The organism is Pseudanabaena sp. BC1403, assembly GCF_002914585.1.
GTDB lineage: Bacteria > Cyanobacteriota > Cyanobacteriia > Pseudanabaenales > Pseudanabaenaceae > Pseudanabaena.
Genome location: NZ_PDDM01000004.1, coordinates 1 through 13,393 on the forward strand (window position 1 = coordinate 1; position 13,393 = coordinate 13,393).

At 42.5% G+C, this 13,393-nt stretch carries 15 protein-coding genes; 9 read left to right on the top strand and 6 right to left on the bottom strand.

Annotated elements, in window-relative coordinates:
- Positions 1-145: 145 nt before the first annotated feature.
- Complete coding sequence (locus CQ839_RS04980; protein WP_258040642.1) at positions 146-292, top strand: PII-interacting protein PipX family protein; 147 nt, start codon at positions 146-148, stop codon at positions 290-292.
- A gap of 98 nt (positions 293-390) precedes the next feature.
- Here the strand turns inward: CQ839_RS04980 and CQ839_RS04985 are convergent, their stop codons facing one another.
- Positions 391-1,554, bottom strand: coding sequence for a 1-deoxy-D-xylulose-5-phosphate reductoisomerase (locus CQ839_RS04985; protein ID WP_103667185.1), 1,164 nt, complete (start codon positions 1,552-1,554; stop codon positions 391-393).
- A gap of 385 nt (positions 1,555-1,939) precedes the next feature.
- Between CQ839_RS04985 and psaC the strand changes: the two genes are divergently transcribed.
- Together psaC and CQ839_RS04995 are read left to right on the top strand one after the other, a co-directional pair.
- Positions 1,940-2,185: a photosystem I iron-sulfur center protein PsaC gene (psaC, locus tag CQ839_RS04990; protein ID WP_009628656.1), complete on the top strand. Its 246-nt coding sequence runs from the start codon at positions 1,940-1,942 to the stop codon at positions 2,183-2,185.
- 183 nt (positions 2,186-2,368) lie between these two features.
- Positions 2,369-3,385 (top strand): M14 family metallopeptidase, encoded by a 1,017-nt coding sequence (locus tag CQ839_RS04995; RefSeq protein ID WP_103667186.1) that lies wholly within the window; start codon positions 2,369-2,371, stop codon positions 3,383-3,385.
- Positions 3,386-3,435: 50 nt separating this feature from the next.
- On the opposite strand, the gene CQ839_RS05000 is transcribed toward CQ839_RS04995, so the two are convergent.
- Positions 3,436-4,287, bottom strand: coding sequence for an inositol monophosphatase family protein (locus CQ839_RS05000; protein ID WP_103667187.1), 852 nt, complete (start codon positions 4,285-4,287; stop codon positions 3,436-3,438).
- A gap of 388 nt (positions 4,288-4,675) precedes the next feature.
- On the opposite strand from CQ839_RS05000, the gene CQ839_RS05005 reads away from it, so the two are divergent.
- The 5 genes from CQ839_RS05005 (at position 4,676) to CQ839_RS05025 (ending at position 7,917) form a co-directional block, all read left to right on the top strand.
- A complete protein-coding gene (locus tag CQ839_RS05005; RefSeq protein WP_103667188.1) occupies positions 4,676-5,635 on the top strand; it encodes a peptidoglycan DD-metalloendopeptidase family protein in 960 nt (319 codons plus the stop codon).
- A 221-nt stretch (positions 5,636-5,856) separates the two neighbouring features.
- A complete protein-coding gene (locus CQ839_RS05010; protein WP_103667189.1) occupies positions 5,857-6,171 on the top strand; it encodes a TMEM14 family protein in 315 nt (104 codons plus the stop codon).
- A 252-nt stretch (positions 6,172-6,423) separates the two neighbouring features.
- Positions 6,424-6,909 carry an allophycocyanin subunit alpha gene (gene apcA, locus CQ839_RS05015; protein WP_094536173.1) on the top strand — a complete coding sequence of 162 codons (486 nt, stop codon included), beginning with the start codon at positions 6,424-6,426 and terminating at the stop codon, positions 6,907-6,909.
- 135 nt (positions 6,910-7,044) lie between these two features.
- Complete coding sequence (gene apcB, locus CQ839_RS05020; protein WP_103667190.1) at positions 7,045-7,530, top strand: allophycocyanin subunit beta; 486 nt, start codon at positions 7,045-7,047, stop codon at positions 7,528-7,530.
- Between the two features lie 183 nt (positions 7,531-7,713).
- Positions 7,714-7,917: a phycobilisome linker polypeptide gene (locus tag CQ839_RS05025; RefSeq protein WP_103667191.1), complete on the top strand. Its 204-nt coding sequence runs from the start codon at positions 7,714-7,716 to the stop codon at positions 7,915-7,917.
- Between the two features lie 454 nt (positions 7,918-8,371).
- Here the strand turns inward: CQ839_RS05025 and CQ839_RS05035 are convergent, their stop codons facing one another.
- The 3 genes from CQ839_RS05035 to alr form a co-directional block, all read right to left on the bottom strand.
- Positions 8,372-8,662 (bottom strand): DUF2288 domain-containing protein, encoded by a 291-nt coding sequence (locus CQ839_RS05035; RefSeq protein WP_103667193.1) that lies wholly within the window; start codon positions 8,660-8,662, stop codon positions 8,372-8,374.
- On the bottom strand, positions 8,662-9,441 hold the full coding sequence (locus CQ839_RS05040; RefSeq protein ID WP_103667194.1) for a uracil-DNA glycosylase family protein: 780 nt from the start codon (positions 9,439-9,441) through the stop codon (positions 8,662-8,664). The genes CQ839_RS05035 and CQ839_RS05040 overlap by 1 nt, the downstream gene beginning before the upstream one ends.
- 147 nt (positions 9,442-9,588) lie before the next feature.
- Positions 9,589-10,746: an alanine racemase gene (gene alr / locus CQ839_RS05045; protein ID WP_103667195.1), complete on the bottom strand. Its 1,158-nt coding sequence runs from the start codon at positions 10,744-10,746 to the stop codon at positions 9,589-9,591.
- Between the two features lie 289 nt (positions 10,747-11,035).
- Between alr and CQ839_RS05050 the strand changes: the two genes are divergently transcribed.
- Positions 11,036-12,412 (top strand): glycoside hydrolase family 10 protein, encoded by a 1,377-nt coding sequence (locus tag CQ839_RS05050; protein WP_103667196.1) that lies wholly within the window; start codon positions 11,036-11,038, stop codon positions 12,410-12,412.
- Between the two features lie 92 nt (positions 12,413-12,504).
- Here the strand turns inward: CQ839_RS05050 and CQ839_RS05055 are convergent, their stop codons facing one another.
- Positions 12,505-13,329, bottom strand: coding sequence for a cysteine peptidase family C39 domain-containing protein (locus CQ839_RS05055; RefSeq protein WP_181016109.1), 825 nt, complete (start codon positions 13,327-13,329; stop codon positions 12,505-12,507).
- Between the last annotated feature and the right edge of the window lie 64 nt (positions 13,330-13,393).

Consider the following 13,393-nt stretch of genomic DNA (forward strand, 5'->3'; position numbering starts at 1 on the left):
TTATGGATAAGGTCTATGCCAAAGGTAGAGAAGTCGCTGATGGTTTCAAGGAAAATCTACCTATCATTTTTGATGAATATCTTCCTAAATGGAATTATAGAGCCATTCCTCAAAATAACTGAAATGCATAAGTTATTTATTTTTCATTCCTAATGGTGTTTCGTTTGAGCCTGTTCCGCGAGCAGATGCTAAGCTCATGGTCGAAAATCAAATGCGATCGCTACGACATATTGGTTCTCATACCGATCAAAAAGATTTACGACATATATACAAACGAACTTTTTCCCAATGACCTCGCTATTTATGTCAAAAATGCAGCAGAATTTAGTCTTTAATCATAAAGAAGCTACTAAATAGGCTTTATTTGCTGTGTGATAGTGAAAAGCTTATCTAAACTTTAAGTAGAACTTGTTCGATCACTGCATTTCTAGCCCATTTGTCAGCTTCAAGAATATCTTCAAGATCAGGCTTAGAAACACAATTGTGTCGATCGCATACATATTTAATCAAATCGGCAATTTGGACATAACGAATTCGCTCTTGCAAAAATAGTTCTACTACTTGCTCATTAGCGGCATTCAATACCGCAGGCATGGTTCCACCTGCACGACCAGCGGCATAAGCTAGCTCCATACATGGGTATTTCTGATGATCGGGGGCACGGAATGTGAGTGTACCGCATTTCACTAGATCGAGGCGTTCCCATTGAGTAGGAATGCGATCGGGATAAGAGAGGGAATAAAGCAAGGGCAAACGCATATCGGGAATGCCAAGTTGAGCAAGTACTGAGGTGTCTTCTAATTCGATCAGCGAATGAATAATACTTTGAGGATGAATCACAATCTCGATTTGGTCATAATCAACCCCAAAGAGATAATGGGCTTCGATTACTTCCAATCCCTTATTCATGAGGGTTGCTGAGTCAATCGTGATCTTTTTGCCCATCGCCCAGTTAGGATGCTTCAATGCATCGGCAACAGTTACCGATGCGAGTTCCTCTGTAGGGCGATCGCGAAATGCGCCGCCTGACGCTGTCAGAATAATGCGTCTAAGCCCGCCTTCGGGAACGCCTTGCAAACATTGGAAAATCGCTGAGTGTTCAGAATCCGCAGGCAATAACTTCACGCCATGCTTTTTCATTAATGGAACAACTACCTCACCGCCTGCGATTAAAGTCTCCTTATTCGCCAATGCAATATTTTTACCTGCTTTAATCGCTGCGATCGTTGGTAATAGTCCAGCACAACCAACTATTCCCGTTACCACTGCCTCTGAGTCCCCATAGGCTGCAACTGTTTCCACACCCTCGGCTCCTGCTAGCAGGATTGGCTTCACAGCAAGATCGGCGATCGCATCTTTAAGTTCAGAGATTTTACTTTCACTAGCGATCGCTACAATTTCGGGCTGAAACTGGCGGATTTGTTTTGCGAGCAGTTCGATGTTTCCCCCCGCTGTCATCCCCACCACCTGAAATTTTTCAGGATACTCAGCAACGATATCTAGTGTTTGTGTGCCAATCGAACCAGTGGAGCCAAGCAGGGTAATGCGTTTCATAGGTAAGGATTTTATTAATATTTATTATTTAATTATTCGTTAGTGTTGCGGGTGCTATGTGCTCGCAACACTAACGAATAATTAAGTCTTGCATAGTTTTTTAAGCGATCGCTTCAGATATTTGAAAATATAGCTCCCATCACTCTTGAGTACGATATAAACCCCAGATAAAGTTGAACGACGCTAGGTTCTGCCCCACTTTCCTAGATTTTGAACGACGAAATCTATATAAAATTCAAGATAAAAACTGGATTACAGCCTCAAATATTAATTTGTTTTAAGTTATCTCACAATCTAAGCATCGAATGTAAACCACTACGATAAACTTGGGTTTAAACATCCCGTGCCTAAACTAGGTACATATATTGATTGGAGCAATAGCAATATGTCGCATGCAGTCAAAATTTATGACACCTGTATCGGCTGCACACAATGCGTGCGTGCCTGTCCTTGTGATGTTTTGGAAATGGTTCCTTGGGATGGATGTAAAGCGGCCCAAATCGCTTCTTCTCCCCGTACCGAGGACTGCATTGGTTGCAAACGTTGCGAAACTGCTTGCCCCACTGACTTCCTAAGCGTCCGTGTCTATCTTGGTGCTGAAACCAGCCGCAGCATGGGTCTTACCTACTAATTTTAGTTGGCGAGATTCTTGTTTATTTTTCGTTAAGTGCAATTATTCTTTATCCTGCATTTAGATTTAGGCGTACCAATTGGTGCGCTTAAATTGTTTTTACAAACAAAAGGCACGCATAGCGTGCCTTTTGTTTTAATAGAGACGGCGCTTAGCGCCGTCTCTATCTGAAATATATTTTCTATGCTTGATATTTTTGATCGCATACCCGATGGCTTACTAGATCTTGAATCTACTCAACTTTGGCAATTACTAAAGCACCCCACACTGATCCACCTCGAAGGTGATCGCCAGCCAGCGTTATTTGTTTCGATTTTGTTACATGGCAATGAAACAACTAGTTGGTTAGCGATGCGGGAATTGCTTCGTAAATATCAAAACAAAAAGCTGCCGCGATCGCTTTCTTTGTTTATCGGCAATATCGAAGGTGCTAAATATCGCCAAAGGCATTTAGCCCATCAGCCTGACTACAATCGCATTTGGCAAGTCGGAGACTCCTCAGAGCCTTTGCCAGAGCAAATCATGGCACAAAAAGTAATTACTGAAATGCGATCGCGCGGTACATTTGCCAGCATCGATATTCACAACAATACGGGCAAAAATCCTCACTATGGCTGTATTACCCACTTAGATAAACATTCTCGACATTTAGCTCGGCTATTCGAGAAAACAGTGGTGTACTACACCAGCCCTAAAACTGTGCAATCCTATGCCTTTGGTAAGTTTTGCCCTGCGATCGTTTTGGAATGTGGACAGCCTGATAAACCTGATGGAACGGCTCATGCGCTGGAATATGTAGAAACCTGTCTTAATCTCGATAGTTTTGATGATTTACCTGATTCCGCGATCGCCGATATTAATTTGTTTCACACAGTTGCGATCGTGAAAGTGCCAGAAGAAATTAATTTCAGCTTTACTGGTGAGTCTAATGATGACATTACTTTCCCATCTGAGATGGATTGTTTGAATTTCTGTGAACTACCAATTGGGGCAAACTTTGGAGCAGCAAAAACTGAGAGAGCTTATTTATCAGCTTTAAGTGAAGAAGGAGAAGAACAAGGCGATCGCTATTTTCAAATTCAAAATGGCAAAATTATTTTAAAAGCTCCTGTGATGCCATCAATGCTCAGTTTCAATACTGATATCGTTCGTCAAGATTGTCTTTGCTACTTGATGGAACGTTTGCCAAACCCAGAATAAAAAAGCTGGTGCAAAGCACCAGCTTTTTTATTCTGGGTTTTAGAGTGGAACTAACGCCCAAAGGGAAACTTAAATGGTAAAGGCTTGATTAGTGCTAATTCTGCAATCATTTGTTCGTGCAAATGACCATTGGTTGCTAGCAACCTTCCAGACTTGGGAATATGTTCGCTACCATCGTAAGCCGTAACAATACCACCAGCTTCACGCACAACTACCACGCCCGCCGCCAAGTCCCACAGTGATAAACCACGCTCCCAATAGCCATCCAATCTTCCACAGGCAACATAGGCTAAATCCATCGCCGCAGAACCTCCACGTCGCACGCCTTGAGTGATATGCGTGAAATGGCAAAACTCAGCGTAATTATTATCCTCAACGAGCGTGCGATCATAGGCAAAGCCAGTCACGAGTAAACTGCGGCTGAGTTCTGTAGTTTTAGAAACATGGATCGGCAGACGATTACGAGTTGCTCCTAAACCTGTCGCCGCCCGAAATATCTCATCGCGGAATGGATCGTAAATTGCTCCAACTGAGGGGATTCCATCTATCAATAAAGCGATCGAAACTGATGAAAACGGATATTGATGAGCATAATTAGTTGTGCCATCAAGAGGATCGATCGCCCATAAATATCGACTTTCGGTATTCCCCAATACACCCGATTCTTCTGCCAAAATTCCATGATCAGGAAAGTGTCGTTGCAAGATTGAGAGAACCATCGCTTCTGATTCTTTATCTGCGATCGTCACTAAATCTCCTGGACGCTTTTCTTCAACTTCTTTTTCCTTCAGATTTCCCATATAGGATTTCAGGACTGCGCCACCAGCACAAGCTGCCTCAGTAGCAATATCTAAGAAGATTTGTAGTTGCTCTTTACTAACAGAAGCTAGTGAATTTGTCATGATTTTTGGAAGTGTTTTTTGATTTGTTTTGGAAAAGATAAACTTGATCTAATTCAGATTGCCAATAAAAAAATTAGCAAGCAATTCACAGCAATTTTCGAGCAAAAGACCCAATAAATTTTTTAGAAGTGTTGCTTTGCAACACTTCTAAAAAATTTATTGGGTCGGGGTTGAGTTTAAAGAACTTGAACTCTATCTAATTTCACCAGATCGGTGGTGTTGATAAAGTGACGATCGCTGCGAAAATACTTAAGCATTTGTTTTGTGAAGATTCTTGTTTTAATTCTTCATATTTTGTTACTTTCTTTGTCAAATCACAAATATCAAATCACAAATTTAGCCTCTTATTCTCCCTCATATCTCCCACACGTATCTCAAGTAACACTCCATGAAGCCGTCTTGGAAAATATCCCTGCTACTAGTTTTAATCTCTAGTGCGATCTCTAGTTTATTTCCCTCAGTAATACTAGCGACTACTTCAACCCCAACAACCCCGATTGATCAAGCCAACTCAAAAGAGGCGGAAGAACTTTGCGGTAAGCCAACCCTCGATGATCTTGCTCAGCACAAGGTCAAACAGGGAGAAACTTTAGAAGCGATCGCCAAGCAGTATGAACTGAAAACTGCAACCCTGATGGGGTTTAATCCCGAAGTCCGTAACGGTGAAGTCAAGGTGGGGCAAACCTTATCGATTCCGCCCCTAGATGGTTTAACCTATCGCTTTCAAAACGAAGAAAACTACACCACCGTTGCCAAAAAATTTAAGATTCGCGCCGATGTTCTTTTCGAGCGTAATGGCTGTCAACGCAAGCCTAAGGTCGTATTTGTGCCAGGGGCAATCTGGCAGCCTGAGGCTGTTCCTTTCAATTCTGCGATCGCTTCTAGAGGCTCAGGCAATCCTGATGTCATCTTTCAAACTGGCGGATATCCTCTGCCCTATGCAGTCCCCGTCACCTCCAACTATGGCTGGCGCATGAATCCTGTCACAACAATCTGGTCATTTCATAGCGGCATCGACCTCGGCGCATCTTTCGGTACCCCCGTACTTGCTGCCAAGGCAGGACGTGTCGAATTTGCAGGTTGGGGCGATGGTTACGGCAACCTTGTCGAACTAGATCATGGCTCCACGGGTACTCGTTATGCTCACCTTGAGGCAATTTATGTCCATCAGGGGCAGAATGTAGCTCAAGGTCAACAACTGGGTATTGTTGGCTCCACAGGACGTTCTACGGGGCCACATCTGCATTTTGAGATCATGGTTTCGTCGGGTGATGGCTGGGTCGCCCTTGATCCTGCCCCCTATCTCAATCGCATTGCATCCGTAATGACCAATTTATTTCTGCTCTAAATTTTGTACTCCAGTGCTTTAAATCCCAGATCAAAATAAAGGCGGCGCTCCGCGCCGCCTTTATTTTGATCTGGGAAGAGGTCACGCACAGCGTGACCTCATTACCATTTGTAAACTTGTGTAACCAAACTTTGGAGTTAGCGCTTGCCTAGAAATACTGTTCGCTAGCATGGTCAATAGTATTTTTTATTCTCCTAGTTTTTAAAACTCGACATACAAATATGAATTTCTCCCCAAGTACTATTGCCTTGCTTGTCTATGGAGTCATTGCGATTATTGGCGGCATCATCGGCTTTACCAAAAGCCAAAGCAAAGCATCCATCATCTCAGGCAGCATTAGCGGTGTGGGATTACTTATTGCAGGAACCGCCGCTGCCCAAAATCAAGAGTGGGGCAAAATCGCTGGGATGGCGATCGCGGCCTTGCTAGTGATCGTTTTTATCGTGCGCTTGATCAAAACCAAAAAATTTATGCCAGCAGGTCTGATGATCATCGGAGGGGTTTCAACTCTAGGTGCAGCTTTGCTTTCAGCCTAATTGATCTCACTTTTCAAGTCTGGTGTTAACATAATAATTGTTAAGAAGTGTGATGAAGAAAAGCTTGTAGACAACGCAATGCTTCAAAATGTTTTGGTAATCATTGCTTTGACAAAGAAACCTTCCATGTCGGATCTGCCTATAACGTTTTTGCGATTGTCCCTAGGACATAGCTAAAGCAAAGGAATTCCTGCATGGTATGGCATCACATCAATCGTTTTTATTCACATTTTTGATTGGAGAAAAAATTAAATGAGCGTAGTCACGAAGTCTATCGTGAATGCAGATGCTGAAGCACGTTACCTCAGCCCTGGCGAACTAGATCGTATTAAGGGCTTTGTAAGCTCTGGTGAGCGTCGTCTTCGCATTGCCCAAACTTTGACAGAATCCCGCGAGCGCATCGTTAAGCAAGCTGGCGATCAACTTTTCCAAAAGCGTCCTGATGTTGTTTCTCCTGGTGGAAATGCATATGGTGAGCAAATGACCGCAACTTGTCTTCGTGATCTAGACTACTACCTCCGCCTAGTAACCTACGGAGTTGTATCTGGTGATGTCACTCCTATCGAAGAAATCGGTCTAGTTGGCGTTAAGGAAATGTACAACTCTTTAGGCACTCCTATTCCTGGTGTTGTCGAAGGTGTACGTGGTCTCAAGAATGCAGCAGCTTCCTTGTTGTCTGGTGAAGATGCAGCCGAAGCTGGTTACTACTTTGACTACGTCATCGGTGCAATGCAGTAAGTCTGTCTTGGAACTCTCTTCGATTGTTTTCAGATTGTTCTCGGATTAATTTTCTTTAAAAACAGAATTTAAGCTATTCAGAATTCTGAATCCGTAATTCAAAAAACTAATTGCAAACCTAAAAGATATACAAAAATGCAAGACGCAATTACTTCCGTCATCAATTCTTCTGACGTTCAAGGTAAATACCTTGATGCCGCTTCTCTCGAAAAGCTAAAAGCATATTTCGCAACTGGCGAACTTCGCGTTCGTGCTTCCGCAGCGATCTCCGCTAACTCTGCAACCATCGTTAAGGAAGCAGTTGCTAAGTCCTTGTTGTACTCAGATGTTACCCGTCCCGGCGGCAACATGTACACCACCCGTCGTTATGCCGCATGTATCCGCGACCTCGACTACTACCTTCGTTATGCAACCTATGCAATGCTTGCTGGTGATGCTTCGATCCTTGACGAGCGTGTCCTCAATGGTTTGAAAGAAACCTACAATTCTCTTGGAGTACCTGTAGTTTCTACCATTCAAGCTATCCAAGCAATCAAAGAAGTTGCCGCTAGCATCGTTGGTTCTGAAGCTGGTAAGGAATTGGGTGTATACCTTGATTACATCAGCTCTGGCTTGAGCTAATTGCTTGATATGGCGTTAATTGTTACTTATTGATTTTTTAATAATTAATATTTACAAGGCGGCGGAGGTAGGTAGCTTGAGCTTCCTATCTTGCCGCCAACGCTTATATCAGTCTAGAAATATTTCTTTGAAATTAACTTCTAATTAATCTTTAAATAACTGGCTCTGAAGGAGATCGCCGCTATGCGGACTTTTAAAATCACTGCTTGTGTACCTAGTCAAACTCGCATTCGTACACAACGAGAGTTGCAAAATACCTATTTCACGAAGCTAGTGTCCTATGACAACTGGTTCGCTGAACAGCAACGCATTATGAAAATGGGCGGCAAGATTATAAAAGTTGAACTAGCTACGGGCAAGCAAGGCGCAAATACTGGCTTGCTTTAGTTTTTTTCTTATCCCCAAACCTAAAAAGCAGAAGATTCACAACGTGAATCTTCTGCTTTTTAGGTTTGAAACTGTTCTTGTTTGAATCAAGACAAAAGCTATAGCTACTTGCATAGCAATGATTGAGTTATACCAATTCACAAAAGTGTGACAACACTTCTGTGAATTAAAAAGCAAACCCTATAAGGGTTTTAAAAACACAAAGTGGCGTAGCCACTTTGTGTTTTGGTATTAGTTAGGACATAAAACCCAAGAATTGATTGGCGGCGCTCCGCGCCGCCAATCAATTCTTGGGTTTTGATTTGTCCTAAGACAATTAAAAAAACAAAGACCCAAAAGGGTGTTGCGGCGCTTTGCGCCGCAACACCCTTTTGGGTCTTTAGAGTAACAATAGCTATATTTTGAGTTTGTTTCTTAATTTCCACAAGTAGGACTAACTTTTAGAAATTGTCAATTATGAGTCAATTCTTGCAAGAACAAATGGCGGGACTACAAGACTCGTAAATTCTTTCTCTTTGTTATCATTCCAAGCGCTAAGCTCTTCAGCCGTTGGATGACGCAACCAACCATCTTCTATCCATGACTGTACTAAATGCTTATTATCCTCAGTCAGAGCAATTCCCACATCAACAAGATCGAGCTTTGCCCCAACCAAAATTACTCTTGCTCTTGCTGCATGGGGAGATAACCATTCCCACAATGCCACATCGACCATTTCTTCAAAATCTTTTCTTGTGTTACTCACTAAAATTCCTCGTCATCATCAACTACGCTATCAGTACCGATAATTTCTAGATACTTAGCTTTGATAGCTTTAACATCTTGCCATGTTAGCCACTTCGGACTGCCCTGTTCGCGACTTTGATTTCGCAATAAATACGAAGGATGGAATATTGGCATCACTAAACGCCCTTCCCACTCATACCATTTGCCACGAACTTTAGTAATGCCTAACTTTTCGCCCAATATTGACTTCAGTGATGTTGCACCCGTCAACAAAATGATTTTCGGATCAACGAGACGAATTTGCTCAAGCAAATAGGGTTTGCAGGTTGTGGTTTCTATTTCGGTGGGGACACGATTATTGGGTGGGCGACATTTGACGGTATTGCAAACATAGATGTCTTTATTTGTGTCAAATCCTACTGATTCTAAGATTTTGTCTAAAAGCTGTCCAGATTTTCCAACAAATGGCAATCCTGATAGGTCTTCTTGTTCACCAGGGGCTTCGCCGATGATCAGGATTTTGGCATTGCGATCGCCTCTCTCGACGACAACATTAGTCCGCGTTGGGGCAAGCGGGCATTTCTGACAATTGCAAGCTGCCTCTCGCAATTTGTCTAGGCTAGCAAATTGTTCATGTACTGGAACGGCTACCGCAGGTGTAGGAGTATTGTTTTTTGAAGAACGCGCAGTCTTTTTCGCAGTCGGAGCCGCCTCAGAGACATCTGCATGGGGAAGCTCTACCAAAGGAACCTCCGATGGAGTCAAATCAAATAGGCTCATTTGTTCTTTGTCAGTCATAGACAGGATATGCGCCCCAAATCAGTATTATTGCTAATATCTTACCTGTGTCAGTAAAGTATTTGAAATCACGTTGCGGTAATTTGTATTTTAATTTCTTGACACATCCATGATTCTTTGGAACAGGATGAACTTAATGATGCAACTCTAGATAGTTTTCGGTAAAGTCGTAAGACCGATCGCATGGACAACATTAATCCTTGGCAATCGATTCTTAAACCCGCAGAGAATTTCCCATGAAATCGTGCTTAATAAATTTGCCCAGTCGTCAGCAGTATTTTCAGATTCGCCACCTAAAAATGTCACTACATCGCCAACATTTACATTGGGGACATGAGTCACATCGATCGCACATTGATCCATCGTGATTGTACCAATCTGAGCAACTTTTTGACCGTTTACTGCTACACGAATCCGATTAGACAAACCGCGAGGAATGCCGTCAGCATAGCCGATCGCTACAGTTGCCATTTTTATGTCCTGTGCGGCGATGAACGATCTCCCGTAACTAACGCTTGTCCCTGCCTTAATTTCTTTGACTTGAGTAATTCTTGCCTTGACAGTGAGAGCAGGACGTAGATCAACAATATTTTTGAGATGGGGTGCGGGATAAAGTCCGTACAGACCTAAACCAGTTCGCACAATGTCGTAATGGATTTGGCGATCGCATAACATCGCGGCTGTATTGCAAATGTGAATATGAGGCGGATAGATACCTTCATCCTTAAGCGCTGCGATTACCTGCCCAAATCTTTGGGATTGTAGCTGCATGAAAGTGCGATCGCTGTCATCGGCAGTAGCAAAGTGCGAATAAACGCTCATTATTTCTAAATTAGGTAAATGCTGAACCAGTTGAGCAAAGGCGATCGCCTCCTGCCAATTTACCCCTAGCCGTGACATGCCCGTATCAATTTTGAGATGGACAGGAACCTGCTCGCCAGTTTGAGAGAGCACTTCGTGATAGATCAGAGCTTGCTTGGGATTACAAATCGTCGGTTGCAATCGATACTCTGCGATCGCCTTAATCTCATCAACGCCATTAGTCGCACCTAAAACCACAATTGGCGCTGTAATTCCTGCTCGACGCAACTGAATACCTTCAGGAATTGTGGCAACGCCTAACCAAGTCGCTCCTGCCTCGATCGCAGTTTGACTAACATCAATCGCCCCATGACCATAGGCATCAGCCTTTACAATCGCCATTAACTCAGTTGGCGAAGTCAGCAAGGATTTTAATTGATGCACATTATGCTTAATTGCTGAGAGATCGACTTCCACCCATGCCCGATGGTTTTGCTTGAGCATTACAGCGCACTCCTCATACGTTAATCTGGTTTGCAGCACCTACGATAATGCAAACCTCTAATTTTTTTTAGCTTACAAAACGTTATATTAATTTGATTCGGCAAAAACACGCTTGTCTTTCTAGCAAGATCTGTAACAAACTCAAATTAGCTTTTGATAGCTCCCTTAATTCTCAGGATAGAAACTAAATCTAAGTTTACCGATTCTTGCCCAAGACCAGCATCGCCAAAACTAGATTTACAATGAGAATTGCGATCAGTATTTTTACTTAGTCTAATAATCTATACTTATGCGACTCATGCAACTACCAAGTTTTATGCCTCAAGATTGGCGGAAACATAAATTTAGTCATAATCTTAGACATATATTTAGGCAAATGTTGCGATCTCGCAAACGTTTTTTGTCATTTCTTTTTGTCGTAACTTTTGCCACCACGCTACTTTTACATAGCTTTGCTCCTGCATTTCTAGTAAATGATCAGGCGATCGCTCAAATAAAACCGCAAGTAAAACCACCAGTAAAACTCCTAGTCCCACCATTAAAGCAACCTGTTATCTCCCCTAGTGCACCAATCAACCAACCCATAGACAAGCGTCAAGAGATTCGTGGGGTATGGTTGACGAGTAATGACTTTGCAATGTTTAGCGATCGCAAACAGCTGAGTGAGGCTCTGCAACAACTCAAGCAACTCAATTTCAACACTATCTATCCAGTTGTCTGGAACTCAGGCTATGCCATGTATCCCAGTACTGTCGCCCAAGAAGCAGGAGCGCAGCCTTTTGTCTATCGTGGTTCTGAAGGTCATGATATTGTTGCGGACATCATCGCACAGGGACATAAAAATAATTTATTAGTAATGCCTTGGTTTGAGTTTGGATTTATGGCTCCAGAAATGTCTGAGCTAGCGATCGCACATCCCGATTGGCTCACCCAACAACGCAATGGCGATAAAACTTCGATCACGGCTGCTGGTGAAGTTGCATGGCTCAATCCTTTTCACCCTGAAGTTCAGAAATTCCTGACAGAATTAGTATTGGAAGCAGTTTCTAATTATGATTTAGACGGAATTCAATTTGACGACCATACTAGTCTTCCTAAGACCTTTGGCTACGATCGCTACACCCTCAATCTTTATCGCCAAGAGATGAAAGAAGATGCTCCAGCTGATGTGAATGATCCTGATTGGGTGCGCTGGCGAGCTAATAAAATCACAGCTTTTATGTCAAGACTAAGTAAAGCTGTAAAACAAAGAAAGCCCAATGTAATGTTCTCGGTGTCTCCTAATTATTATGAGTTTGCGTATAAACAGCAGTTGCAAGACTGGCTAGTCTGGGTACGCCAAGGCTTTGTTGATGAATTGCTGGTACAGGTATATCGCAATGACTTAGATGATTATCTTTCTCAAATTAGCCGTCCTGAGATTGCAGAAGTACAAAATAAGATTTCCACAGCGATCGCAATTCTCTCTGGACTTCGCAATAGTAATGTGCCAATGTCAAGGGTTTATTCCCAAGCTATAAATGCCCAAAGTAGAGGCTTAGGTGTTTCGTTCTTTTATTACAAGAGCTTGTGGGGATATGGCCCAGAAACAGTTGCTGAACGACAAAAAGAATTGCAATATCTCTTCCGAAGTCCTGCGCCAAGGTTTGCGAATAGATATCCATAATTTTTTAGCGATTATGAAGTATAGCGATCGCTGATTTAGGCAACTCAACCCCAAAAAAAATCGCCCGCGTAGCAGGCGATTTTTTTGTTTTTTTAAACTTTTTTTGAAGCCACCGTCACAAATATTGCTTCTCCGAGCCAATAGTCTTTCATTCCCTCGAATGTTTTAATCTGTTTTCCATACAGAGGATTGGCAACAGTTAAGTTGCCTTTTGAGAAATCGATTTCAAATAGAGCGATCGCATGTTGGATTCTTTGACCTGCAACTGGTTCCATGACATGTAAAACTGCCATTTGTCTGCGATTAGCTAAATCTTTAATCGTGAGATTTCGCTCATACTGGGGCTTTAAACCAAGTTCTTCCATTGCTTGAATTTCGGCAAGAGTGGTTGTTCCTAGCCGACTAGTTCCTGCGATCTTGACTACATCTCTTTCGGTTATATTGAGATTTGGATTTACCTTGCGAACAAGAGTAGCGATCGTGGCAGCAGCACAACTGTAAGGGGTTGTCTGAAACACAACTCCATCCAAAACACGAGGTGATTCCACTAAATCAGTAATTGGCAAACTTTGGTAAAGCAAAAAGCAAATAGATAAAAAGCTAACAGACAGAAAAACAGTAAGTTGTTGTAATCTTTGACGATCTTTCCATCCTGTTAGCTCTAATAGGAGCAGTAATCCTGTGCAAAAAAAGCAGATGAGTAAAATGGTGTACCAGAAATATGCGCCAACATAAAGCAACAGAAAAGAAGGAATCCAAGGGCTATTGCGTCCATATGCCAGCAAAATGCTAATCAGCGTAACTGCTCCCAAAGTAATGCAGCCAATCAAATAGACCTGACGTTGATTGTGTTTTAAGGCATTGTCAGCGGTTACGCCTTTTTTAGCTAAGCCCCAGCCTAGCCACGATCCTGCCAAGAAAAAAATCAGAATAGCGACTATAAGAAACATTGGTTTTAGGGATTATTATAGTTGCCGCAGT